The following is a 24,738-nucleotide window of genomic DNA, read 5'->3' as shown; positions in this document are numbered from 1 at the left end:
GCGGAAAACCAGCGCGCCATGCTCAGTCCTGCAGTAAAGGCGACTGCTGGGGCAAATGCACCCGCAACGCCTGGGGCCGCGCGGAAAAACGCATGCTGTGGCCTTCTCGCGGCTCGCCGTCGAGGTTCAGGTCCAGCCCCTCGGGCGCCTCGATTTCCAGCCAGGGCAACCGAGCGCTTACCGATACCCCTTCGATGCCCTTCAGCCCACCGGAAAACAACGTACCGAGGGTGCCGACCACATCCGACGCAGCCGGCACGATGCACACATCCAGCAGGCCGTCGTTGACCCGGGCATGGGGGCACAGCACATGCCCGCCACCGGCCTGGCGACCATTGCCGATGCCCAGGGCGAGAAATTCGCCTTCCCACTCGAAGTCCGGCCCCTTGAAGCGCCCGAAGGCCGAGCGCACTTCGGCGAAGCGGGTCAGGCCGGTAAGCATGTAGGCCGCGCCACCGAGCACACGCTTGAGGTCTTCGGACGTATTGGCGGTGATGTTGGAGCCGAAGCCGCCAGTGGCCATATTGAGGAACAGCTGGTCGTCGACCTCGCCCAGATCGATGGGCTGCGCGGGGGTGTCGAGCAGCGCCAGGGCCTCGGCCGGCGCCAGCGGAATACCGGCTGCATTGGCGAAATCATTGGCGGTGCCCAGCGGCAGCAGCACCAGGCTGGCATCCGTTTCGGCCTTGGCCATGGCTTCGGCGACATCACGCAGGGTACCGTCGCCGCCCCCGGCGATCAGCGTCGGATAGCCCGCCTGCAACGCTTCGCTGACCAGGCGCTGGGCATCGCCGCCCTCCCAGGTCAGGCGCACGGCCAGGTCCCAGCCACGCTCGCGTTGGGTCTTGACCGCCGCACGCACCTCTTCGTTGAGGGACTGCTTACCATGAAGGATCAACAGCGCTTTACGCTCTTGCATAACGGCTCCGGAAAACGGGATTGAAAACGACTGCCAATGCAGACAACGGGCAAACGAAATAATCACGCCAGCCCATCGTCGACTCTACACCTCAGCCGAGCAGTTCACTCATGGGAATGAAGTGCAGGCTGTCGCCTTCTTCCAGGGTGGTGCCTTCCAGCACCTGCGCCAGCCCCTCGGCCCACGCGGCACTGCGCAGCACACCGGAGCTCTGATTGGCATAGGGCACTGCACGGCCGTTCTCGAGCCGCGCCCGCAGGAACTCGCGGCGCTTGCCCGGTTTCGGCCAGACGAAGCCCGCGGGTACCGCGAAGCCCAGCGGCTCGACCTTCTGCACGCCCAGGCGGCGCAGCAGATAAGGCCGCGCCAGCAGGCCGAAGGTCACCAGGGTCGATGCCGGGTTACCGGGCAGGCCGATCACCGGGCGGCCACGGAACTCACCGACGGTGAGCGGCTTGCCGGGCTTGATCGCCAGCTTCCACAGGGCCAGCTCGCCAGCCTCACGCAAGGCGATGCCGAGAAAGTCCGCCTCGCCCACCGACACACCGCCGGTGGACAGAATCAGATCGACATCCTGCAGGGCACCGAGGGCCTCGCGCGTACGCTCGAGATCATCCACCAGAATGCCGGCATCGATCACCTCGCAGCCCAGGCGCTGCAACCAGGCGACCAGCAGGTAGCGGTTACTGTTGTAGATCTGCCCAGCGCCCAGCGGCTGCCCCGGCTCGACCAGCTCATCACCGGTGGAGAGCACCGCCACCCGCGGCTTGCGACGTACCGGCAGTTGCGCCAGACCAATCGACGCCGCCAACCCCAGCTCCACCGGGCCCAACCGCGTACCGGCGGTCAGCAGGGTTTCACCCTTGCGGTTCTCCTGCCCCTGGGGGCGGATGTTCTGGGCGAGCTTCAGGGCCTGATCGAAGTGCACGCGACCGTCATCAGCCACGCTGACGTTTTCCTGCATCTCCACCGTGTCGGCACCGAGCGGCACCGGCGCACCGGTGAAGATCCGCGCACAGGTACCGGGCTGCAGCGCCTCCGGGGCGGTACCCGCGAGGATGCGCTGGCTGACCGGCAGCGCATCGCCCTGCCAGTCGGCAAGGCGCAGCGCGTAGCCGTCCATGGCACTGTTCGGCCATGGCGGCAGATCCAGGCCGGCGATCATCGGTTGGGCCAGCACACGGCCATCGGCGTCGGCCAGATCGACCAGCTCCTGCCCCTCGATGGGCGTGGCCTCGGCCAGTGCCAGCAGACGCTGCAGCGCCTGCTCCACCGGCATCAGCGGCGAATGCGGCTCGCTCATCCGCGGCTCTCGCAGGGCGCAGCGAGCTTGAGGTGCGGCACGAAGTTGCACGGGCGATGGCGGGCGTCGAGCTGCTCGGCCAGGATGCCGTCCCAGCCGGTGCGGCAAGCGTTGGTCGAGCCAGGCAGGCAGCAGACCAGCGTGCCGTTGGCGAGGCCGGCCAGTGCCCGGGACTGAATGGTCGAGGTGCCGATGTCGGTGGTGGAGATCTGCCGGAACAGCTCGCCGAAGCCGTCGACCTGCTTGTCCAGCAGGCAGGCCACCGCTTCCGGCGTGCTGTCACGCCCGGTGAAGCCGGTGCCGCCGGTGATCAGCACGACCTGCACCACGTCTTCGGCGATCCAGGTGGCGACCTGGGCGCGGATCTTGTACAGATCGTCTTTCAGCAGTACGCGCTCGGCGAGGTTGTGGCCGGCCGCTTTCAAGCGGTCGACGAACAGTTGCCCGGAGGTATCGGTTTCCAGCGTGCGGGTATCGCTGACGGTCAGAACGGCGATATTCAGGGGCACGAATGGCGCATCGGCCTTGTGGCTCATGGCAGGCTTCCAGTTGTCGTGAACAATGGCCGGTGTTATACCACAGCGCCACCTCCAGAGACCCTGCCATGCCTACCTCAGCCCCGCCCCAAAGCCTCTCGGTGGTCCTGCTCGCAGGCGGCCGCGGCCAGCGCATGGGGGGCCGCGACAAGGGCCTGGTGCAGTGGCAGGAGCGCCCGATGATCGCCTGGCTGCACGACCAGGTTCGCCCCCTCACCGACGACCTGATCATCTCCTGCAACCGTAACCATGACGCCTATGCGCCCTACGCCGACCGCCTCGTTGGCGATGACAGCGCAGACTACCCCGGCCCCCTGGCCGGCATCCGCGCCGCCCTGCAGATCGCCCGCCACCCTCTCCTGCTGGTGCTGCCCTGTGACGCACCCCGGGTAGACCGCAGCCTGCTCGACGAACTTATCGCGCTGGCCGGCGAGCGCCCGGTGATGGCCAAGCGCGACGGCCACTGGGAACCACTGTTCGCGGTCGTCCCGCGCAGCCTGCTGCCCTCTCTGGAGCAGGCCTGGCAGGCGGGCCAGCGCAGCACACAGCGCTGGCTGCACGATCACCAGCCCGTGGCGCTAACCTGCGCGCCAGACGATCCGCGCCTGAGCAACGTCAATTCACCGCAGCTTCTCGAATAGATCGCGCTTGCGAGTCAGCCAGCCGAGTGGATAAATAGGGTGGAACTTGGGGTCGCCGTGCTCGTCTTAGCCCAAGTAATCATTCAGCTTCGATTTAAGGAGACATGTCATGAAGCAACGGACTACCGCTGCATTTCTACTCGCGTTCGGCCTGGTTACTCTGGCCGGTTGTTCCACGCCTTCGGTCATCACCCTGAACGATGGCCGGGAAATCCAGACCGTAGATCGCCCTGATTTCGACGACGACACTGGCTTCTACGAATTCGAACAACTGGATGGCAAGCGCACCAAGGTCAACAAAGACCAGGTTCGTACCGTCAAAGAGCTGTAAGCACCGTTGACCCATCGCGGGCGCAGGCTTCAGGCGCTGCGCCCCGATCAAAAATTTTGCGCTAACCCCTTGTGCTGCAAAACTTTTTCAGTACAATTCGGCGCATTCGGAGTGTAGCGCAGCTTGGTAGCGCGTCTCGTTCGGGACGAGAAGGTCGCAGGTTCGAATCCTGTCTCTCCGACCAAATCCCAGTTTCCAGCAGCCCTGCGCTGCTCGCGAAACACCTCGACAAAGCCCGCCTTGTGCGGGCTTTGTCGTATCTGGCTGTTTCTCCCCGCCTCCTCCGGTATTTGGCCGGCAAGACGATTGGATCGTGGGCGTGATTTGGTGGGAGATGGTCGCTGTTGGCGTAAGGATCGTTGGCTAGAGCTAGGCCACAGGACTGGTATCTCCTTACCTGCTTACCATGAGATGAAATTCGAACTGGCTGAAACCGTGTGCTGCCAGGACACCACCGGCAGCAATCGGCCAATAGCGGCCGGTCGTGGAGGACGGCTATCGGCCACTTAGCGGCGGCCTGGGTTTGATCGTCGCTATGAGGATCAAATCTCAGTCTGTTCCGCCATCATTTGAAGCCTTATCCGTATAGCCAGAATATTTTTTAGTCAGAGCGGGGCTTTCTGTCCGATTAATCTTCCATTGTTCCAGGGTTGATGACTGCAGGTGGAAATGGAATTCATGGCATGTCCTTCATATGAGGAGGACAAGGATGGATACTTAAGACGGTGGTTGCTAACCGGACAGCACAGACGCGAAGCTATCTTGGGTCACTATGGTCGCTCAGAACCACCTCGGCTCTATCCGGGCCTAGGAGTGAAAAGCGACAAGACTATTGACCTATTTCCTTCTGTGGAGTGCTTCGGGCATTGCCATTGCAGCGGTGCTACACATCGATGCAACCTGCCCGGGTAATTTGAAGGTGCATTTTGAGGCTAGTAATACCGAGGTAACTGTTTCACTGAGCATCAAGCCGGACGGTACCGTTGTGGTGTCCTATACCGGTAAGTGCAGGATTCACGGTATTTGCTAAGTTGAGGCAAAGTGGCAGTAAGGGAGTGAAATTGAATCAGGAGCCTCTATGAAGCAATCGACAGCTTGGCCGGTAGATCTACGTACGTTGATTTTGGGATTTGCCCTGCTGTCTGTTCTGGCGACGCTAGCCAACAGCCTGGTTACAGCGTACCGGGTTCAGCGTGACGCTTTAATTGAACACGCCTTAGTGTCCAACAGCGCCTATGCTGCCAAGGTTGCGTCCAGTATTGGCGAGTTTCTGCGCTCATCGCATAGCCATCTCAGCTTCAGTGCCAGCGAATTGGGTAAGCATTGGGGCGATGCCCAGCTATTGCGTGCAGAGGCGCTGCGCCTACAGGCGCAGGATGACGATTTCAACTCGATCACCGTTGTGGATGCCAGCGGCAAGATACTCGAAGCATATCCCAACACGCTGCAGATAAAAGGTTCAACTTCCGATTCTGACGGCATCCAGCAAGCTCTAGCTGCACGCCGCCCGCAAGTCAGCGCTGCCTACGTTTCAATAGCAGGCAACCTAGTTATATTCATTTCTCAGCCCATATTCGACGCTTCGGGCACCTTTGTCGGGGTAGTTGGTGGGTCAGTCTATTTGCTCAAGCAAAGCGCGCTATATTCGGTAATCAGCAGTCATTTTCACCATGAAGGCACGTTCGCCTTCGTGGCCGACGGTAATCGCCGCCTGTTGTACCACCCTGATCCGCAACGGATCGGCGAGACGCTGAAGTGGAGCAAGACGGTTGATGCAGCACTTCGAGGCGAAAGCGGCTTCATGGCGGTGCCCAACTATAAGGGCGTCCCGATGCTCGCAGGTTATGCTCAGGTAGCTAACGCCAACTGGGCTGTTGTGACCCAGCAGCCACGCGAACATAGTCTGGCACCTCTGAACAGGCTGATGCGCGAAATGCTTATCGGGATGCTTCCCGCAGGGATACTTGGATTGTTCTTGATCTGGGTTGGGGCTGCTTACATTGCGCGCCCGCTGCGCCAGCTCGCATCGATTGCTGAGCAATTAGCGGCACCTCAGACGACCGAGCGCCTTCTGGAGGTTCGTGCCTGGTACCGTGACGCCTTCGCCATTCGTCAGGCGCTGTTGGCTGGCGTACAACTGCTGCTGCAGAAATTGGGACGTCTCAGCCAAGAGGCGCAAAGCGACCCATTAACCGGCCTGGCTAATCGCCGCGCCATGAATGCTCTGCTGGATTTGCTGGGGCAGGCTGGCCAGCCATATTCGATACTTGCTCTAGACATTGATCACTTCAAGCGGGTCAACGACACTTTCGGTCACGATGCAGGCGACATTGCTCTGCAGCATGTATCGAACATCCTCAAGGACAACTCAAGAGCTGCGGACCTTGCATGCAGAGCCGGGGGCGAGGAATTCATCCTGATCCTGCCCGATACGCCACTTCAACTAGCCGCCTCCATTGCTGAGCGTATACGAGAGACCATCGCTGCCTGTGAAGTCCCGCAGGTGGGTTACATCACCATTTCCATCGGTGTGGCCACCCTACAACCCGGTGTCCAAACCGCCGAAGGCGTTCTCAAACTCGCTGACGATCGTCTATACCAGGCCAAGGATGGTGGACGAAATCGTGTGCAGTCATAGCGACAGATCCCTAGTGCTGCTCTGCGTTCATAAACGCATTGCAGGCCGCCGCAGTCGGGCCTGTCTACAAAAGCTAGGGATATGTCGATCACTTGGCTGGTACGGCGCTCGGCCAGGCAGTAGAGGTAGGTTTCGGCCATGAGCATACGTAATTAGCGGCCTTTCAGTAGAACCGCGGTCTGATCTCGAACGATGTATCTGTCTGACACGCTTGGTCTGCTATATGGAACACATTTAAAAACGGCCGCAAATGTCGACGACAGTTACCCGCCCACAGCGCGGCCTTACATGATAGAAAGCACCCATGTGCACAGGGAAACGTAGGCGAGCAGCACAATGCTAATAGAGAGCGTTGTGCGCATGATCGCGGCCTCCTGGCCCACCAGTTTCACCGCCGCTGCGGCAATGGCAATGGACTGCGGCGAAACCAACTTGGCCATTACGCCACCCGCTGTGTTTGCGGCCACCAGCAGCGCCTCTGGTGCACCGATCTGTGCGGCCGTCACCGCCTGCAGGTGGGCAAACAGCGTGTTGTTATTGACTACCGAGCCGGTTATGAAGACACCCATCCAGCCAATTAACGGCGACAGAAGCGGGAAGACGCCGCCGGTCTGCGCCAGCGCCAGCCCGATGGTCGAAGATCCACCCGAATAGTTCGTGATGTAGGCCACCGCCATGACCAGCGAAACCGTCGCCAGCGGCTTCCACATCTCCCGGCAGGCCTGCGCCAGCTCCTGGCCGGCAATGCGCGGGTTGAGCCGTGGCGACAGCGCAACTGTCAGCACCGCTGCCACCAGAATCGCGGTTCCGGAGGCATTGAGCCAACCCACATTCCATACCGCCGACAGCACGTGTACCTGCGGCACCAGTGGCGGTAGCTCCTGTACCCTCCCATCCAGCAGCCCGATGGGAAGTTTCAGCACCGTATTCGCCAGCGCCCCACCTGGTACGAACAGCGACTTGAACGCAGGCAGGCTCCACAGCAGGATCGCTCCGGTCAAAATGTAGAATGGCGACCAAGCCTGCAGCACCTCCCTGAGGTTGTAATGGCTTGCTGGCCCGGACGCCGTGTCGGATTCGCGATAGATCCGCTTGGGACGCCAGAGCTGCATGAAGCCGGCCAGAGCCCCCATCGCCGCCAGTGGCCCGAGGATGTCCACCAGCTCAGGCCCGAGCAGGTACAGCGTGGCCGTCTGCACACCACTGAAGACCACGCCGACGACGATCAGCACCGGCCAGGTCTCACGCACGCCACGCCAGCCGTCCAGCATGAGTACAAGGATGGCCGGCGACACCAGAGCGATGACCTGTACCAGCGCCACCAGCATTGGAGCCATTTCGGATACTGCCACCCCGCCTTGCTGCGCCCCGACCAGCACCGGAATGCCGATCGCTCCGTAGGCCCCCGCCGCACCGTTGGCCAGCAGGCACAGCATGGCGGCCTTTAGTGGCCGGAAGCCCAGCTCAACCAGCAGCGCGGCACAAATGGCGATCGGCACACCAAATCCTGCCGCACCCTCCAGAAAGCCGCCGAAGCAGAAGGCGATCAACAGCACTTGGACGCGCTGGTCTTCCGATACCGTCGCAATGCTACTGCGGATGATCTCAAACTTGCCGCTACGGATTGCGAGCTTGTACAGCCAAACCGCCATCAGCACGATGAAGCTGATGGGGAACACCCCGCTTAAGATGCCGAAGATCGCCGCCCCGGCAATCGCGCTGGAAGGCATTGCGAATACCAGCGCGGAGACCGCCGCCGAGACGACCACAGCCAGCAGTGCGGCAGTCAACCCCTTGAGCCGAAACACCGTAAGTGCCAGCAGGAACACCAGCACGGGCAACGCAGCCAGCAGTGCGGAGAGATTAGGGTTACCCAGCGGATCGTAGTTCTGCGGCCACATTTTTGGGGGCTCCGGGTGTTGGCAACGGGCGCTGCAAAAGTGCGCGCGCGGGCGCAGCGCACTGCCGGGTATGGATTGCCGGCTGAATCACGAGACGCAGTTCGGGCATGGTGTGCCGGCAGTAAAGTGCCCGAGATTGGCCAGCGTGGTCTGTGCAATCTCTTCCAGCGCTTCGGCGGTGAAGAACCCTTGATGCCCGGTCACCAGCACATTCGGGAAGGTCATCAGGCGCTGGAACACGTCGTCATCGATGATCTCGCCGGAGCGATCCTGGAAGAACAACTCGCTTTCCTGCTCGTACACGTCGATGGCGACGTGACCCAGATGGCGCGACTTCAGCGCACGAATTACCGCACCGGTGTCCACCAGCCCACCGCGCGAGGTATTGACCAGCATGGCACCGGGCTTCAGCCGGGACAGCGAGACATCATTGATCAAGTGCTCTGTTTGCTCGGTCAGTGGGCAATGCAGAGAGACGATGTCTGAGCGTGCCAGCAGTTCATCAAGCTCTACATCCTCACCAATTGCTTGGAAGGCAGGCGATGGATACGGGTCATGGCCAAGCACCCTGCAGCCCATGCCGTTAAAGATTCGCGACGTCGCCAGCCCGATCTTTCCTGTGCCCACGATGCCCACCGTTTTGCCGTGCAGCGTTCGCCCGAGGAGGCCATTAAGCATGAAGTTGCCCTCGCGTACGCGGTTGTAGGCGCGGTGTGTATGGCGGTTCAGCGTCATCACCAGCGCCAGTGTGTGCTCGGCCACTGCTTCGGGCGAATACGCAGGCACGCGGGCGACGAAGAAGCCCAGCCGCTGCGCCGTGGCCAAGTCCACGTTATTGAAGCCTGCACAGCGCAGCACGATGGCACTCACCCCCAACTCATGCAATGTCTGCAGCACCGGCGCATCAAGCCGATCATTGACGAACACGCAAACCCCGTCACAACCATCCGCCAGCGCGGCTGTACGGGAATCGAGTGTGGCCTCGTTGTACAGAAACTGGACCCGTTGCCCCGCTGCGGCGGCCTCATTGGCACGATCGAGTGAATGACGGTCATAGGGGCGTGCACTGAAGACGGCGATTCTCATCTGGAGTATCCGTTTCTGGGCTTGGAAGGGTTCTGCGTGGGGTGGGCCAGATCGCCGGCAGGTTTTACGGTGAGGTTCACCAGAACCCCAACAGTTTCCACGATACCTGCCTCAGGTGGCCTTTCTCGGCGAACTCTGGGTACCTTCCTTGGATTCCTTGAACTCCTCGTAGTACTGGTCAGCCATGGCCCTGAGCGAGCGGCCGATGCTGGCATATTCGTATTCATTGAGGTTGGCCAGGGATACGCGGGCGGCAGGTTGCTTGGTGCCGAACCCTTTGCCTGGCAACAGCACGATTCCGGTTTCCTTGGCGATTCGGAACAGCAGATCGCCGCTGCTGAATTTGGCCTTCACCCAAGCGGCGAAGTCGTCGCCGTGGATCTTGCGTGCCAGCTCTTCAAGGTCAAGCAAGGTGTAGTACTCGACGGCATTCAGGTCACGCTCTGGCGCAACGCCCAGCTCCCGGTAGAGCGCGGCCTCACGGCGGCGCACTAGTTTCTTGAGCTCGATCTTGTAGCCGTCACTTTCATCCATCAAAGCGAAGAGGGAAAACAGCACCATCTGCACCTGCTGCGGCGTCGACAGGCCGGCCGTGTGGTTGAGGGCGACGGTGCGACTATCAGCGACGATCCGGTCGATAAACTTGAGGCGCTCGACGTCAGGAAGCAGCGTGCCGTATCGCCGGCTCAGCGACGCTTTGGTCTCATCTGGCAGCGCCTCTAGCGCCTTGTCGAAAACGCTGTCTTTGTGCGCGGCGATCACGCCCAGGCGCCACCCCGTGGCACCGAAGTATTTGGAGAAGGAATAGACCAGCATGGTGTTGTGCGGGCAGATCGCGAACAACGAGCGGAAATCGTCAGCGAAGGTGCCGTATACGTCGTCGGTGAGGATAAACAGATCCGGGCGTGACTCGGTGACGATGCGCGCGACCGTCTCCAGGCTGCGCTCATCCATTTTCACGGACGCCGGATTGCTGGGGTTGATGCAGAAGAAGATCTTGATCGCCGGGTCTTTCAGCTTTTCGAGTTCGGCATCCGGGTACTGCCAATTGGCGTAAGGATCGGCATCGATGTGCACCTGCTCCAGGCCAAACTCCTCCAGCTCTGGGATCTCGATGTAGGGCGTGAAGGCCGGCATGCCGATCGCGACCTTGTCGCCGCGCTTGAGCAGACCGTTCTGCTGCAGCGAATGGAAGATGTAGGTCATGGCTGCCGTGCCCCCCTCCACAGCGAATAGGTCGACGGTGCCTGCGGGGATGAATCCACCGATCATCTCCTTGACGATGTACTCGCGCACCACCTGCTCGGAAACCCTCAGCATCCGTGGCGGCACGGGATAATTGACGCCCAGGACGCCTTCGACCATTTCGTGGAGAAAGGCCGACGCAGAAAGACCCAGTTGATCGCGTACATAGCTGAGGCATTTGGCGAGGAACAGCACGCCAGGTTGATCACGGTACTCGGAGGTATAGCGTTCGAAGCGCACCTCGATTCCATCGATCTGCGGCAAACCACCCACGCCGTGGGGCATATAGGAGTAAGACAGCTCGGCCTCGGCGGTGGCGAACAGCCCCAGGCGGAAGAAGGCTCGCCGCGGCAGCGTCGCGAGGAAGTTGGGATTGCCCCGCCCGGCATTGAGCATCAGCCGGTTTTCGCTGCCCGAGGCAAGCTTGATCAACTCGTCCTTTAGTTCGAATGGGCTCAACTTGGCGTACTGTGCGTAGTCTTCGTTCTGGGCTTGCTCGTTGCTCATGGCATCCTCTCTACAGTTAGGCGAAGGCGACAACCAGCGGCCCGAGCAACGTGAGAAACACGTTGGCCAGGGCGTATGTGACCGCGAAGGGAACCGTCGGTATCGAATTGCCCGCCTTGTCGAGCACCTCGCCAAAGGCTGGGTTGGCACTGCGTGCGCCAGACAGGGCACCGGCGAACAGCGCCACATTGTCGTAACGCAGCACATAGCGGCCCACGAACATGGCGATGAGGATGGGGACAATGCACACCACCACTCCGACCAAGAAGATGGAAACGCCCTGCGTGGCGATGGTTTCCACCGCCTGGCGCCCAGACTGCAGACCGACCACGGCCACGAAACCGGCCAGGCCGAGGTCACGCAACAGTGTCGAAGCAGGGGTGGGCATGTTGCCCCGGGTCATGTGGAGGCTGCGGTACCAGCCGAAGGCCAGCCCGGCGATCAGTGCACCCCCGCCACTGCCCAGAGTCAGCGGTACGGCGCCGAGGCGCACCACGATCATGCCGATGAGCAAGCCCACCACAAGCCCGAACCCATGAAACACGAAATCGGTCTTGTCGCTGGGCACGATGACCGAACCGACCTGCTTGGCTACGCGCTGGATGTCATCCGGGGTGCCGTACAGCATGACCAGGTCGCCTGAAGCGATCACCGTATCGGGCTGCAAGGCCAGCGGCCGCCCGCCACGCTTGACCTCCACGACGTACACGCCGTGGCGCAGCGTCCGGTTAGCCTCCTGACGAATGTCCGCCACGGTGCGATTGAGGAACGCGGGGTTGTCGATCGTGAGTTCACGCTGAACCACCACCACATCCATGTCGGGATAGGATTGCAGTTCGGCACCAAGCTGCTCGGCTATCGCCACGACGCGCGCACGGCGCCCTACCACCAACACCACATCGCCGTTCTCAAGCACCGTATCCGGCGCAATGCCGACCAAGGCACCTCCGCGCTTGATGCGTTCGACGGTCAAGGTGGTCTGGCCGCTGCCTTGCTGGAGCGCTTCGAGCTGCTCGACGGTCTTGCCCGCAGCCTGCTCGACGCGGTAAATGCGGCCAACCAGCGGCGCTACCGCCGGCTGTTCACCCTGCCCGTAAACCCGTGCGCCGGAGAGCAGTTCGGCCTCGGCTTTGGTCGCGTCATCGCGAATGGTGCGTTTCATGAACCAGGGCAGGACGTTGACGCACATGATGATCGCGCCGAACGAACCGAAGATGTAGGTCACGGCATAACCGACAGCGACGTTGCCCTGCAGCGCTTGGATCTGCTCAAGGGGTAGATCCAGCTTGGCGATAGCCGCACTGGCGGTGCCAATGATCGCCGATTGCGTCATGGAACCTGCCGCGATACCGGCGGCTAGCCCTTTGTCCAGATCCAGTAACCTGGCGGCAATGACTACCGTCGCCAAACCACTGAGCGCCATGACCGCTGCCAGCACGATTTCGCGCAGCGAGTTGCGACCCAACGAGCGGAAGAATTGGGGCCCACTCTCGAAACCTACGGCGTAGATGAACAGGGCGAACAGTACCGACTTGATGCCGTTGTCGATGGTCACGCCGACCTGGCTGATGACCACGGCAGCCAGCAACGATCCGGCCACACCGCCAAGCTGAAACTTGCCGAATTGGATGCTACCCACCCAATAGCCAATCGCTAGGGACAGAAACAATGCAAGTTCGGGTGACTGGTTCAGAACCTGATGCAGAAAATCCATGGAGCTTCCTTTCTCGAGCAATCCATACGCAATAAAACGTAGGTACGCAGCGATGTAGGAATATCGGCTTGGCTAGATCATGAGCGCCGCAGCGATACAACATTCTTCACACAGCTGGCTGGTCGTCGTGAGCAAAGCGCTCACCGCAAGTATGAGGGCGTTAGCACGGTGCAGTCGGGGTATTTGCTTAAGAAGCCAAGCACAGCGCTCAAGGACTGTCAAAAAGAAGCATGTTGGTTGACTGCAGATCGGATCCTTCGCATTAGGTCTGGCTTTCGTACTGCATCTGCACAGAAAAGTCCTGAATGGGACTGTCATCTAATGCACATTTTTGGCCAGAATCCGTCGCTGGGGATTGAGACAAAACCTGCTTAGCAGGTTTTGTCTGGCACCGTTTAGAAGAAGCCCAGCGGATTGATGTCGTAACTGATCAGCAGGTTCTTGGTCTGCTGGTAGTGGTCGAGCATCATCTTGTGGGTTTCGCGCCCGACCCCGGACTTTTTGTAGCCGCCAAAGGCAGCGTGCGCCGGGTACAGGTGGTAACAGTTGGTCCATACGCGGCCGGCTTTGATGCCACGGCCCATGCGGTAGGCGCGGTTGATGTCGCGCGTCCACACGCCGGCGCCCAGGCCGAACTCGGTGTCGTTGGCGATGGCCAGGGCTTCGGCTTCGTCCTTGAAAGTGGTCACGCCGACCACTGGGCCGAAGATTTCCTCCTGGAACACGCGCATCTTGTTGGTGCCCTTGAGTAGGGTCGGCTGGATGTAATAACCGCTGGCCAGGTCGCCCTCGAGCTTCTCGGTAGCGCCGCCGGTGAGCAGCTCGGCACCTTCCTGCTGGGCGATTTCCAGGTAGCTGAGGATCTTGTCGTACTGCTGCTGCGACGCCTGGGCGCCGACCATGGTGTCGGTGTCCAGCGGGTTGCCGCGCTTGATGACCTTGATCTTCTTCATCACCTCGACCATGAACGGTTCGAAGATCGACTCCTGCACCAGCGCGCGGGACGGGCAGGTGCACACCTCGCCCTGGTTGAAGAAGGCCAGCACCAGGCCTTCGGCGGCTTTCTCGATGAAGGCCGGCTCGGCCTGCATGATGTCTTCGAAGAACACGTTCGGCGACTTGCCACCCAGCTCGACTGTGCTCGGAATGATGTTGGCAGCAGCGCACTTCATGATGTGCGAGCCGACCGGGGTGGAGCCGGTGAAAGCGATCTTGGCGATGCGCGTGCTGGTGGCCAGCGCCTCGCCGGCTTCACGGCCATACCCCTGAACGATGTTGAGTACGCCCGGCGGCAGCAGGTCGCCGACCAGTTCGGCAAATACAGTGATCGACAGCGGCGTCTGCTCGGCGGGCTTGAGTACCACGCAGTTGCCGGCTGCCAGCGCCGGAGCCAGCTTCCACGCGGCCATCAACAGCGGGAAGTTCCAGGGGATGATCTGCCCGACCACACCCAGCGGTTCGTGGAAGTGATAGGACGCGGTGTGTTCGTTGATCTCCGCCGCGCTGCCTTCCTGCGCGCGGATGCAGCCGGCGAAGTAGCGAAAGTGATCGGCGGCCAGCGGCACGTCAGCGTTGAGGGTTTCGCGCACGGCCTTGCCGTTGTCCCAGGTTTCCGCCACGGCGAGCAGCTCAAGGTTGGCTTCGATGCGGTCGGCGATCTTCAGCAGAACCAGCGCGCGATCCTGCACCGAGGTTTTGCCCCAGGCATCGGCGGCTGCATGGGCGGCGTCCAGGGCCTTGTCGATGTCCTTGGCGTCGGAACGGGGGAATTCACTGATCACCGAGGCATCCACCGGGCTGGTGTTGGTGAAGTACTGGCCACCGACCGGGGCGACGAATTCGCCACCGATGTAGTTGCCGTAGCGTGGCTTGAGGGTGACGACGGCGCCAGGTAATCCAGGGTTTACGTAGATCATGGTGATCACCTCTTATTGTCGGTTGGCCGCTGCATCGCGACCGAGTGTGGGGCAGTCAGCCTTTGCCGACAGCCCCAGAGATACAGCGTGCAGGGCTCAGGTGTTTTGCGGCACCTCGCCTCTCGACAGGCGGGCGTTGATGTCATCGATCACCGCTGGCAGATCGGCGATGGTGTCGATCAAGTAGTGTGGACGCGAGCCTTCCAGCATGCGCCCAATGCGAATACGCTCCTGATCCAGCTTGTCCTGAGGCATGTTTTTATACTGCTCATACGTCACGCCAAGCGCATTGCCCGAGCAGGTCAGTGCCACTGTCCACATACCGGCGCTGCGGCCTTCCAGAATGCCAGGCCAGGTGTCGTCGACCTTCACGCAGGCTGCTACATCGCTGATACCAAGCGCGATGACGTTGGCCAGTGACTGAGCCGGATAAGGGCGACCATTGGGCACTTCGTCGGTGGCGACGACGTGATCCGGCACGTAACCATTGTGCCGAGCCAGCTCCACGACCTTGGCCATCACCACCGCCGGATAGCCGGAACAGGTGCCGATCTTCAAACCCTTCTCGCGCAACGCCGCAATGGCATCCAGTGCACCGGGAATCAATGCCGAGTGTAAGCCGATCTTGGCTATCTGCAGTGGCATGAAGCGCTCGTAGATGGCTGTCACGTCAGCATCGCTCGGCGTTCGGCCAAACTTCGCTCGGTAACGCTCGGCAACGGCAGGCAGGTCGCAGAGCGTGCGTATGTGATCCCACTTGCCCATGCCCATAGGCCCGCGCGCTTCATCAAGGGAAACCTCGATGCCGAACTCGCCGAAGGCTTCGACGAATATCTGCGTTGGTGCGAAAGAGCCGAAGTCGACGACGGTACCTGCCCAGTCGAGAATCGCGGCTTGCAATTGAGTCGGTTGCTTGTAGTTCATGGTGTATCTCCAAACGAAGGATGAGAGAGGCCTGCCCTCCCCGTCGACAGGGCAGGCTGGGTTATGAATTCGGTTGCATTCAGGTCGGTGGCGGTAAGCTGTTCTGGAATAGCTCGGCGATCATCGGCCGGTTACGGCGTATGCCCAGACAGCACAGGTGGTACTCAATGTGAAACGGGTGGTCGACGAAGGTGATCGGCCGGGTGCCAGGCGTTTCGGCATACTCGACCGCCGAAACGAAGCCAATGCCGATTCCCTGAGCAATGGCATGCACGATGGCCTCACGGCTGTTGAGTTGCATGGCGCAGTCCAGCTCAATACCGGCTCGCTGACAGGCTTCCTCCACCAGTTGCCTGGTACGTGAGCCCCGTTCGCGCAGGATCACTCGCTCGCCGCGAAGCTGCTCGACACGCACCTGATCCAGAACTGCCCACGGGTGATCGTCGCGAACCACTCCGATGATCGGGTAGCGGCGATACAGGCGCGTGTGCAGCCGATGATCGAACTCCGAGAGCGCCAGGATCGCCACATCGATGTCGAAGTTGTAGAGCCTTTCGAGTGTTTCGCGCTCGGATGAAAAAGACGTTTCCAACTCAACATCCGGATATTGCTGCATCAGTGCGTAGGTCAGGCTCATGGCGATTGGCGGCGACACTGCGCCAAGTCGCAATAAGCCTGCCTTGCGCTGGCGGAAGCTCTGCAGCAGTTGCACCGCCTCGTCCTCCTGGCCGAACAGGCCCTGTGTGATGGCATAGAGTTGGCGGCCCGCTGCCGTCATCTCGATAGAGCGCCCGCGACGATGAAAGAGCTCGACGGAAAACATATTCTCCAATGCACTCACCTGCTCGCTGACAGTTGGCTGCCCCACGCTCAGATAGTCTGCGGCGAGGGTAAAGCTGCCATTGCGGGCAACCGCGTGAAAGGAGCGGAGCCATTTGTGGTACTGGTACATGGAGATTACCGATTCCGAGAGTTCTGCTGGTTGAGCCTAGGTCAGCGCCGCACGAACAGTGCGACCAGTGCACTGCAAATACAGGCAGACGCGACCACTACAAAGATCAGTGAAGTGTTGCCCGTGCTGTCCAGCATGCTGCCGATCAAGGGCTCCGCCAGGCCCGCAAAAAGGTAGGACGAGAAGTTCATGACGCCGGTTGCGGTGCCTGCGCGCTTGGCGCCAACCAGGTCGGGACACAACGCCCAGAAGCTGGAGGCTGGGCCATAGACGAAGAAGCCGCATAGGAACAATGCGCCCAGCGCGATAGTGCTGTGCGCAGGCAGGCTCCACATCCACAGGCTGGTCGCTGCGCCGAGGAACATGTACAGCATGATGGCGAGGTAGCGTTTGGAGCCGAAGAGTTTGTCGGATACCCAGCCGTTACTCAGTGCGCCTACCGCCATACCGACGGGCAGCGCGACGGTGATCCACTTGGGGTCGATCCAGCTGTCACCGCTTTTCCAGTCGGCGCCCAGAAAGTGCACCGGTACCCAGACGATCAAGCCGTAGCGCGCCGCATTTTGAAACCCCAGGGAAACCGCCGCGATGATCAGTCGAGTGTTCCTCAGTACGGCCTTGTAGCGCTGCGCAGAGCTTTCAACTTCGCCGCTGGCCTCTTGGCTCTTGTCGTCGGCGTTTGCCACACCGGTGTCGGCCAGCGGCTCGAAGCCCATGTCCTGCGGGCGTTCACGGGCGATGATGAAAAACAGGATGCCGCCCGCCAGCATGAGCAGCACCGGCAGGCGAAAAATCCAGCGCCAGTCCAGTTGCAGCACCTCAAGCACGACCACCGAGGTAACGTAGGACAGAATCGAAGCGCAGCCCGCAGCGAATACGTAGAAGCCATAAACCTTGCCGCGCTCGGACACGCCCCACCAGTTGGAGATCAGACGGCTACCTGGAGCCCAACCCAGGGCCTGGAAATACCCGTTGACGCCCCAAGGCAGGATCAAGCTGACGACACCGCCTGCGAAGCTGGTGACCCAGTTGGCCAGGCAGGAAAGAACTGCGCCCAGACTCATGATGCGACGCCCGCCGAACTTGTCCGCCAGATTGCCGTTAATGGCCTGGCCGATGGCATAGGCCCAAAGCATCGCGGCAGACACCCAGCCCAGGGTTTCCTTGGTCAAGCCAAACTCGGCCTGCATTCCGGGAATGGCAAAACCAAAGGTCTGTCGACCGGTGTAGAAAAACAGGTAGCAGAACATCGCTGCCAACAGCATTCGCCACTGGGCTAAGCGAAAGGATGGATTGGCAGGCACGGCGAAACCAGACAGAGAATGCTCACGATTCATCATATTTTCCTTCTTGTTACGCTCCCTCCAACCAGGCTGTTGGAAGAACGGCACTCTTATTCGGTGCAACAGGAAACAGGCGACCTGAACAGCCGCCCATGTTAGGTAGGCGGTGTGTCAGGCGGCGCGCGAACCGATGAAATTCTTGCCGCGAGCGCCTTGCAGGGCAAACAGGATCATCTCCTGTGCCTCGACCTCGGTCACCCCGTAATCAGTGAACTCGGTCTTCACGCCCAGGCGATGGAGAAAACCGCGCAAGCGCTCCTGTGCCTTGGCCAGGTCAGGCCCGAATACCCGCTGGAGCGTCTGATCGCGCGCGGCATCTCTCCCCCAAGCCAGACCCAGCACGTAGGGCAAGGTGAAGGAGCACGCAATACCGTGCGGCAGGCCTTGGCGCAGGGTCATTTCGTAGGAAATGGAATGGGCCAGCGCAGTCTTGGTATTGGAGAAGGCCAGGCCCGCTTTCAAAGCGGCCAGCGCCATGCGAGCGCGTAGTTCGCGGCTGCCCAGGTCTTCGCGCAAGCGCGGCAGGCAGTCGAGGATGTCTTCGATGGCAGAGATCGCAAAGGTGTCGGAGATCGGGTTGGCGTTGACGTTCCAGATCGACTCCAGCGCGTGTGACAGTGCATCGAGGCCGGTGGAGACAGTCACGCCCGCCGGTACCGTCAGCATCAGATCCGGATCGATGATTGCCGCTTTGGGCCAGGTGCACTCCAAGTGCAGTGAATATTTCTTTTGCTGCCCCGCATCCCAAATGGTCGCCCATGGCGTCACTTCACTGCCAGTACCGGCAGTTGTAGGCGCGGCAATTAGTGCTTTGCAGCGCGCCGGGGTAAACGGCTTGCCACTGCCCAGCAGGATCAGCAACTCATCGAAGCGCCCGCTCGCCGTGCCGACAATCAACGCCTTGGCGGTATCGATGGCACTGCCGCCACCTACGGCCAGTACCGTTTCACATTCACCGGCCTGCGCCCAGAAACGTTCGTATGTCGCGCTCAGCTGTGCGACATCCGGGTTAGGCTGCACGTCTTCCACCACATGAATCAGACGCTCGCCCAGCAGCGTTTGGATCTTGTCTATCACGCCCAGACCGCGCGCCTCGGGAAAGGTCACCAGGGCGACCGTCTGGCCTTCGGTGAGGGCTGCGATCTGGCTCAGGCTGCCACTACCAAAATAGGTAGCAACTGGATTGTGGAAGTGGGCAGACATGGCAGTTCCTTTATTGTTGTTTGAATGTGAGGCCATGTTCGCCGCCAGGCTAATTCGGCTCAAATCGATTGATTCGAGCCCTTCATCGGCTGAGCCGATATCATTTTGTGTAGAGAAGACGTGCGTCACCGCTGCGATGCTCCGCTCGATTAGGTTGCGTGTAATTGCCTGGAGAGACCGTGCTGGTCGACACGGCCTTGTGGAGTAGCCACCGGAAGGCTGCTCAGTGCCTACCGTTTTGCTGAATCGAGGCGCGCAGTCGATTCGAAATCATGTCGGCGGCAATCACCATCAGTGTGATGACGATGATGCAAGTGGCCGTTTCCTGATACTTGAACAGTTTGATGCTACTGACTAATTCGAACCCGAGACCGCCCGCACCGACCATGCCGAGCACGGTTGCCGAGCGCAGGTTGACCTCGAAGCGGTAGAGGATCACGGCAATCCAGGCCGTGATGACTTGCGGGAGCACACCAAACACGATCACTTGCAGAGGCCGGGCACCGGTGGCGCGAAGCGCCTCAAGGGGCCCCTGGTCTATCTCTTCGATGCTTTCAGCGAAGAACTTGCCGAGCATGCCTACGCCATGCACTGCCAGCGCCAGGACACCGGGAAATGGCCCCAAGCCCACAGCGGAGACGAAGACCAGGGCGAGGATTAGCTCGTTGATACTGCGAATGATGTTGAGCGCTTGCCGGGTTCCTTGATACAGCCACCAGTTGCTCTGCAGATTGCGAGCAGCGAGAAAGGCCAGAGGTACGGCAAAGAGAATCCCCAACAGCGTGCCCCAGATCGCGATCTGCAGGGTTTCCAAGGCCGGTGCGATCAGCTTGGGCAAGATATCCAGATCTGGCGGCACCGAGCGCGAGAGAAAATCGCCGATTTGCGGAAGGCCTGACGCCAATTCGCCCCAACTGAGCTGAGCGCCATTTGCACTCCAGTGCAATACGACCAGCAGTATCAATACCAGTGAGGCAGTTGAAGCCCAACCGCGCAGGCTGTCTGGAGTTTTTACCATCCAGCGGTAATTTTGGGTGCGCATTTCAGCCTCCCAGGCCAGTGCTGTAACGCAGCTGCAAAGAGCATTCGGCGTCGACCGGGTTGTCTTCGTTCGCGCCGGGATAGATGCGATGCAGCGTAGGCTGGTCGAGACCATCCGCGTCGCCGTCGTAAACCAGACGACCATGTGCCAGACCGATGATGCGATCGCCAAACTCGCGGGCAAAGTCCACCTGATGCAGGTTGCAAACCACGGTAATTCCAAGATCCCGACTAGCATCACGCAGGTATTGCATGACCAGGCGCGCAGTCTTCGGATCAAGGCTCGCAACAGGCTCGTCGGCGAGGATGACCTTGGGCTGCTGAGCCAGCGCGCGCGCGATACCGACCCGTTGCATTTGCCCGCCGGAAAGAGAGTCGGTGCGGGCTTCAGCCTTGTGCATCAGCTCTACCCGGCGCAAACACTGGTGCGCCAGCTCCACATCGGCTCGGCTGAAAAGCTGCAAAACCGAGGCCAGTGTCGACAGCGATCCCAGGCGCCCAGTAAGCACGTTCTTCAACACCGAGAGGCGGGGCACCACATTGTGGTGCTGGAAAATCATCGCCACCTGGCGGCGTAGGGCACGCTCATCACGCGCTTGCATGGCATCGATTCCGGCGACCTGGAGCATGCCGCCATCTGCATGAGCCAAGCGGTTCATGCAGCGCAGCAGCGTGGACTTGCCAGCGCCAGACTGGCCAAGCACCACGACGAACTCGCCAACGCCGATCTGCAGATCGATGCCCCGCAGTACGGGGTTGTCCCCATAGCGCTTGGTAAGCTGGTGGACGCTGATCATTTCATTTTGCTCAGGTCGAGATCGAGCACCTTGGCGGTGTCGCGAACCACGTCGTAGGCGCTGTCACGGGTCGGTTGAAAGCCGTTGAGCATGCCCTGATCCCCCCAGGGAATATCCTTGACCTCAGCGAGTGCTGCAGCCAACTTCTGCTTCAGCGCCGGATCCAGATCCTTGCGCCAGACCATTGGCGATTCGGGGATATCTGAAGAGCTCCAGACAACGCGCAATTCGTCCGGTTTGACCTGGCCCTGCGCCGTAGCGGTGGCAAGAATACGGTCGGCCACAGCGGCTGCGTCCACCTTGCGATTGGCCACAGCCAGGATGCTGGCATCGTGTGAGCCCGAGAAAATCACCCGTGAAAAAAGCTCATCAGGCTGAAAACCGGCCTGCTCGATACCCGATTTTGGGAAGAGATGACCAGAGGCTGAGCTTGGATCGACAAAGGCGAACGTATGGCCTTTTAGATCTGCCAGCGATTGGATGTCGCTGTCAGAGCGCGTCACGATAAGGCTGCGGTACGCGCTCTTGCCGGTCTTCTTCGTCACTGCTACGGCAAAGGCCTCGACATCGGCTACTTGGCTTGCGAGTACATAAGAGAACGGCCCCAGATAAGCGACGTCCAGTTTCTTGGAACGCAAAGCCTCGATTACACCGTTGTAATCAGTTGCCACGAACGGTTTGACCGGCATGCCCAGCTTGGCCTGCAGTTGATCAAGCACCTGCTGGCTGCTCTCGATCATCGACTGCGAGTCTTCGGAGGGGATGAGGCCGATCCTCAATGCCGTTTCGGCAAACACTTCACTACTGACTAATAGCGGCAACGACACACTGACAGCGCAAAACAGCTTACGGAGAGTTTTCATGGCATATCCGAGTTGTGGTTGGAATGCCGCTTACCCTAGTTTTGTAATGTGACCGTCATGCCATCGATTCAATATTGGTTTTCTCGCAAAACTATTGAAGGAATCTATAGGTGTCGAACAGTAAGCTACGTGCCTTCCTGGCAGTGGCACGCCAGGGCAGTTTTAGCGCGGGTGCACGATCACTCGGGCTCAGCCAGCCGACCGTGACGACGCAGATATTGGCTTTAGAAAGGCTGCATAATCTCGAACTGTTTCACCGCCGTGGTCGCCGTGCCGAACTGTCGACGGTTGGCCGGCAGCTACTGCCCATCGCGCAGCAACTGATGGCTCTTGAAGCGGAAGCACACGGGCTATTACGAGACTCAGGTGCCTTGGTCAGAGGGCAACTGCGTCTAGGTGCGGTTGGGCCGTTTCACGTTATCGAGATGGTCGATGCCTATCGTCGAGATTACCCCCAGGTCGAGTTGTCTATTCGGGTGGGTAACTCAGCGTCGGTGTTGGCTGACCTGGAGAACTACGTGACGGATATCGGGGTATTGGCTGGCCTGCATGAGGATCCAGCTTTCCACTCGACGTTGTATGCCCGTCATCGCATCATCGTATTCGCCCATCATGAACATCCCTTGGCTCAGCACGATACGGTGCGGATAGAAGAGCTGCAGGGTCAGCCAATGTTACGACGCGAGCAAGGTTCGACCACTCGCCTGGCGTTTGAGCAGGCGCTGGCCGAGCGCGAAGTGACGCCGCGCATGATCATGGAAATTGGCAGCCGTGAGGCACTGCGCGAGGCGGTGGCGCGAGGTATTGGATTGGGCGTAGTGTCAGAAGCCGAGTACATCCCAGGCCCCAACCTCAAAGCCATCCGTTTGGAAGGTAATCCGGTGTACACCGAGACCTACCTGTATTGCCTAGCTGAACGCCGCTGCCAGGTAATCGAGACCTTCCTGGCCTGTGCAAACGAGGCCCGTCTTGAGCGTAACCGTTCGAACAAGACATCCTGACGCAAGGAGTCGTTCACGCAAACGAAACTCCGCAAATATCGATAATTGGCGTGTAGATAACTCACCGAATTTATATCTGGATCTTTGCCACCAGCTAGTTTCTGAACTTGCTACGGTTACCTACGACTTCAGTCTGAGCCGTGCTGGCGAGCATTCCCGAAATTTTCTTGGCAACTAAAAATGGTGGGAGGGTCTACGACGACTTTGCTGGGTACAACGCGGCTTCTGCAATAGAAGTTACGGAGATCGACTGCATGACCCATGCACGCCGAAAGCACTTCGATTGGCACTCGACCCACAAGTGTCAGATCGCCGAAAAAGTGCTGCGCTGGATTACAGCCTCAGACGCAGGATGGGGATGACGCGCTATTTAGAAAGCGGTGTGGTGCCCATCGATAGCAACGGGGGCAAGAATCAAATCCAGCCGTGGGCACTTGGGCGGTCGAACCGACTGTTCGCGGGCGTGTTGCGTAGCGGTAGGCCTGCGGCGGTGATCGTACGTTTGATCCAGTCCGCACGGCTCAATGGGCATGAGCACTCTGTTCACCTGAAAAGGTGCTGACTCGTCTACCGACATAACGCGAAGGTAACGTTTGCTCCCTGCTTCCTCATGTATGACGGCCCGCTGAACATTCAAGCCAGAGTGGGTGTTTTATTCTTGGATTATCCGGATAGCCCGCAAACTGTTTTCCGTTGTGGGCCGATTATCAGACGTTTCCATCAGGCTATTCTCTTTCCAGAATATTCACTGACGCCCTAGAAGGAGGCGCTGATGTCCGCATTATTTACCCCCGGTTCTGTTGGCAAACTGCACACCCCTAATCGTGTGGTCATGGCTCCCATGACCCGCTCGCGTAGCACTCAGCCTGGTGACGTGCCGAACGCCATGAACGCGGTGTACTACGCCCAGCGTGCATCGGCAGCGTTCATTGTTACCGAAGCCACGCAGATTTCCCCGCAGGGTAAGGGCTATTCCTACACGCCCGGCATTCACAGTTACGAGCAGGTTGCCGGCTGGCGCCTGGTGACCAATGCGGTGCATGCCGCTGGCGGTCGTATTTTTCTGCAGCTATGGCACGTGGGGCGTATGTCGCACCCGGATTTCCATAACGGCGAGCTACCGGTTGCGCCGTCTGCCATCGCGTTCGAAGGCAGCATCTGGAAAGTGGATCCTGCGACAGGTGTGGGCAGCATGGTCAAATGCCCAACGCCGCGGGCCCTGAGCCGTGACGAAATACACGACGTCGTCAACGACTTCCGCAACGCCGCCCGCAATGCCATGGCCGCAGGCTTCGACGGTGTGGAAGTGCATGGCGCCAACGGCTACCTGATTGATCAGTTCATGCGTACCACCTCCAACGTGCGCACGGATGAATACGGCGGTTCGCGGGAAAACCGTCTGCGCTTTCTCAAAGAGGTCATGGATGCGGTGATCGATGAAGTGGGTGCCGAGCGCACCGCGATTCGTGTCGCGCCATTCCTGACGGCGCGGGGCATGGCGTGTCCGGACATTCTGCCAACGATTCTGCAAGCGGCCACCTATCTGCAGGACAAAGGTATTGCGTACCTGCACTTGGTGGAAGCGGATTGGGACGATGCGCCTAAGTTTCCCGAGGAGTTCCGCCAGGCTGTGCGTGAGCGCTTTCGCAACGCCATTGTGGTAGCCGGCAAATACGACTTGGAACTGGCAGATTGGGTGCTGAGTAAAGGCTATGCTGACTTCGTCGCCTTCGGCCGCAAGTTCGTGGCCAACCCGGATCTGCCACTGAGGCTGGAGAAGGGCTACCCATTAGCCGGCTTGGAAGGCGCTGAGTTGTTTGGCGGTACCGAACGCGGTTACTCCGATTTTCCGGCGTGGTCTCAGCAGAGCTGAGACA

General features: G+C 60.1%; 20 protein-coding genes, 1 tRNA gene and 2 pseudogenes. 7 read left to right on the top strand and 16 right to left on the bottom strand.

The genetic code is table 11. The features are described from left to right. Nucleotides 1–22: 22 nt before the first annotated feature. The 3 genes from yegS to moaB all read right to left on the bottom strand — a co-directional run bounded on the left by yegS (nucleotide 23) and on the right by moaB (nucleotide 2,758). On the bottom strand, nucleotides 23–919 hold the full coding sequence (gene yegS / locus ACT9T4_RS14885; protein WP_042555586.1) for a lipid kinase YegS: 897 nt from the start codon (nucleotides 917–919) through the stop codon (nucleotides 23–25). A gap of 91 nt (nucleotides 920–1,010) precedes the next feature. Beyond that, a complete protein-coding gene (locus ACT9T4_RS14880) occupies nucleotides 1,011–2,222 on the bottom strand; it encodes a molybdopterin molybdotransferase MoeA (RefSeq protein ID WP_499117689.1) in 1,212 nt (403 codons plus the stop codon). Further along, on the bottom strand, nucleotides 2,219–2,758 hold the full coding sequence (gene moaB, locus ACT9T4_RS14875) for a molybdenum cofactor biosynthesis protein B (RefSeq protein ID WP_042555584.1): 540 nt from the start codon (nucleotides 2,756–2,758) through the stop codon (nucleotides 2,219–2,221). Before moaB ends, ACT9T4_RS14880 begins: the two co-directional genes overlap by 4 nt. 68 nt (nucleotides 2,759–2,826) lie before the next feature. Between moaB and mobA the strand changes: the two genes are divergently transcribed. The 3 genes from mobA to ACT9T4_RS14860 all read left to right on the top strand — a co-directional run bounded on the left by mobA (nucleotide 2,827) and on the right by ACT9T4_RS14860 (nucleotide 3,914). Then, a complete protein-coding gene (gene mobA, locus ACT9T4_RS14870; RefSeq protein ID WP_042555583.1) occupies nucleotides 2,827–3,399 on the top strand; it encodes a molybdenum cofactor guanylyltransferase MobA in 573 nt (190 codons plus the stop codon). 109 nt (nucleotides 3,400–3,508) lie between these two features. Continuing rightward, nucleotides 3,509–3,730: a YgdI/YgdR family lipoprotein gene (locus tag ACT9T4_RS14865; protein WP_042555582.1), complete on the top strand. Its 222-nt coding sequence runs from the start codon at nucleotides 3,509–3,511 to the stop codon at nucleotides 3,728–3,730. A gap of 107 nt (nucleotides 3,731–3,837) precedes the next feature. After that, nucleotides 3,838–3,914, top strand: a tRNA-Pro gene (locus ACT9T4_RS14860). A gap of 424 nt (nucleotides 3,915–4,338) precedes the next feature. Here the strand turns inward: ACT9T4_RS14860 and ACT9T4_RS14855 are convergent. Beyond that, nucleotides 4,339–4,410, bottom strand: a pseudogene (locus ACT9T4_RS14855) (integrase); the annotation flags it as partial. A 398-nt stretch (nucleotides 4,411–4,808) separates the two neighbouring features. Between ACT9T4_RS14855 and ACT9T4_RS14850 the strand changes: the two are divergent. Continuing rightward, nucleotides 4,809–6,368 (top strand): sensor domain-containing diguanylate cyclase, encoded by a 1,560-nt coding sequence (locus ACT9T4_RS14850; protein ID WP_499117686.1) that lies wholly within the window; start codon nucleotides 4,809–4,811, stop codon nucleotides 6,366–6,368. A 284-nt stretch (nucleotides 6,369–6,652) separates the two neighbouring features. Here the strand turns inward: ACT9T4_RS14850 and ACT9T4_RS14845 are convergent, their stop codons facing one another. From ACT9T4_RS14845 to phnD, 12 genes are all read right to left on the bottom strand, one after another. Beyond that, nucleotides 6,653–8,269, bottom strand: coding sequence for a lactate permease LctP family transporter (locus ACT9T4_RS14845; protein ID WP_499117684.1), 1,617 nt, complete (start codon nucleotides 8,267–8,269; stop codon nucleotides 6,653–6,655). A gap of 87 nt (nucleotides 8,270–8,356) precedes the next feature. Next, a complete protein-coding gene (locus ACT9T4_RS14840) occupies nucleotides 8,357–9,355 on the bottom strand; it encodes a 2-hydroxyacid dehydrogenase (RefSeq protein ID WP_499117682.1) in 999 nt (332 codons plus the stop codon). Between the two features lie 111 nt (nucleotides 9,356–9,466). After that, nucleotides 9,467–11,107 carry a bifunctional aspartate transaminase/aspartate 4-decarboxylase gene (locus ACT9T4_RS14835; RefSeq protein WP_499117680.1) on the bottom strand — a complete coding sequence of 547 codons (1,641 nt, stop codon included), beginning with the start codon at nucleotides 11,105–11,107 and terminating at the stop codon, nucleotides 9,467–9,469. A gap of 16 nt (nucleotides 11,108–11,123) precedes the next feature. Further along, complete coding sequence (gene aspT / locus ACT9T4_RS14830; RefSeq protein ID WP_499117679.1) at nucleotides 11,124–12,821, bottom strand: aspartate-alanine antiporter; 1,698 nt, start codon at nucleotides 12,819–12,821, stop codon at nucleotides 11,124–11,126. A gap of 395 nt (nucleotides 12,822–13,216) precedes the next feature. After that, nucleotides 13,217–14,737 (bottom strand): acetaldehyde dehydrogenase ExaC, encoded by a 1,521-nt coding sequence (gene exaC / locus ACT9T4_RS14825; protein WP_499117677.1) that lies wholly within the window; start codon nucleotides 14,735–14,737, stop codon nucleotides 13,217–13,219. A 96-nt stretch (nucleotides 14,738–14,833) separates the two neighbouring features. Beyond that, a complete protein-coding gene (gene phnX, locus ACT9T4_RS14820) occupies nucleotides 14,834–15,661 on the bottom strand; it encodes a phosphonoacetaldehyde hydrolase (protein ID WP_499117675.1) in 828 nt (275 codons plus the stop codon). A gap of 79 nt (nucleotides 15,662–15,740) precedes the next feature. Next, nucleotides 15,741–16,613 carry a LysR substrate-binding domain-containing protein gene (locus tag ACT9T4_RS14815; RefSeq protein ID WP_499117673.1) on the bottom strand — a complete coding sequence of 291 codons (873 nt, stop codon included), beginning with the start codon at nucleotides 16,611–16,613 and terminating at the stop codon, nucleotides 15,741–15,743. Between the two features lie 41 nt (nucleotides 16,614–16,654). Further along, nucleotides 16,655–17,950, bottom strand: coding sequence for an MFS transporter (locus tag ACT9T4_RS14810; RefSeq protein WP_499117671.1), 1,296 nt, complete (start codon nucleotides 17,948–17,950; stop codon nucleotides 16,655–16,657). Nucleotides 17,951–18,067: 117 nt separating this feature from the next. Further along, nucleotides 18,068–19,159 (bottom strand): iron-containing alcohol dehydrogenase PsrA, encoded by a 1,092-nt coding sequence (gene psrA / locus ACT9T4_RS14805; RefSeq protein ID WP_499117739.1) that lies wholly within the window; start codon nucleotides 19,157–19,159, stop codon nucleotides 18,068–18,070. A gap of 223 nt (nucleotides 19,160–19,382) precedes the next feature. Continuing rightward, a complete protein-coding gene (gene phnE / locus ACT9T4_RS14800) occupies nucleotides 19,383–20,201 on the bottom strand; it encodes a phosphonate ABC transporter, permease protein PhnE (RefSeq protein WP_499117669.1) in 819 nt (272 codons plus the stop codon). Between the two features lies 1 nt (nucleotide 20,202). Continuing rightward, on the bottom strand, nucleotides 20,203–20,997 hold the full coding sequence (phnC, locus tag ACT9T4_RS14795; RefSeq protein WP_499117667.1) for a phosphonate ABC transporter ATP-binding protein: 795 nt from the start codon (nucleotides 20,995–20,997) through the stop codon (nucleotides 20,203–20,205). Continuing rightward, a complete protein-coding gene (gene phnD / locus ACT9T4_RS14790) occupies nucleotides 20,994–21,860 on the bottom strand; it encodes a phosphonate ABC transporter substrate-binding protein (protein ID WP_499117665.1) in 867 nt (288 codons plus the stop codon). Before phnD ends, phnC begins: the two co-directional genes overlap by 4 nt. Before the next feature lie 110 nt (nucleotides 21,861–21,970). Here phnD and ACT9T4_RS14785 point away from each other — a divergent pair, with 110 nt between their 5' ends. From ACT9T4_RS14785 to ACT9T4_RS14775, 3 genes and pseudogenes are all read left to right on the top strand, one after another. Next, nucleotides 21,971–22,861 carry a LysR substrate-binding domain-containing protein gene (locus ACT9T4_RS14785; RefSeq protein ID WP_499117663.1) on the top strand — a complete coding sequence of 297 codons (891 nt, stop codon included), beginning with the start codon at nucleotides 21,971–21,973 and terminating at the stop codon, nucleotides 22,859–22,861. Nucleotides 22,862–22,946: 85 nt separating this feature from the next. Next, nucleotides 22,947–23,440 (top strand): annotated as a pseudogene (locus tag ACT9T4_RS14780) (IS66 family transposase); the annotation flags it as partial. A 193-nt stretch (nucleotides 23,441–23,633) separates the two neighbouring features. Beyond that, on the top strand, nucleotides 23,634–24,734 hold the full coding sequence (locus tag ACT9T4_RS14775; RefSeq protein ID WP_499117660.1) for an alkene reductase: 1,101 nt from the start codon (nucleotides 23,634–23,636) through the stop codon (nucleotides 24,732–24,734). The last annotated feature ends 4 nt before the right edge of the window (nucleotides 24,735–24,738 follow it).

Source organism: Pseudomonas sp. SZ40 (assembly GCF_052958135.1).
Note: the sequence above shows the minus strand (reverse complement) of the source record. Positions and strands in the feature narration are given on the sequence as shown.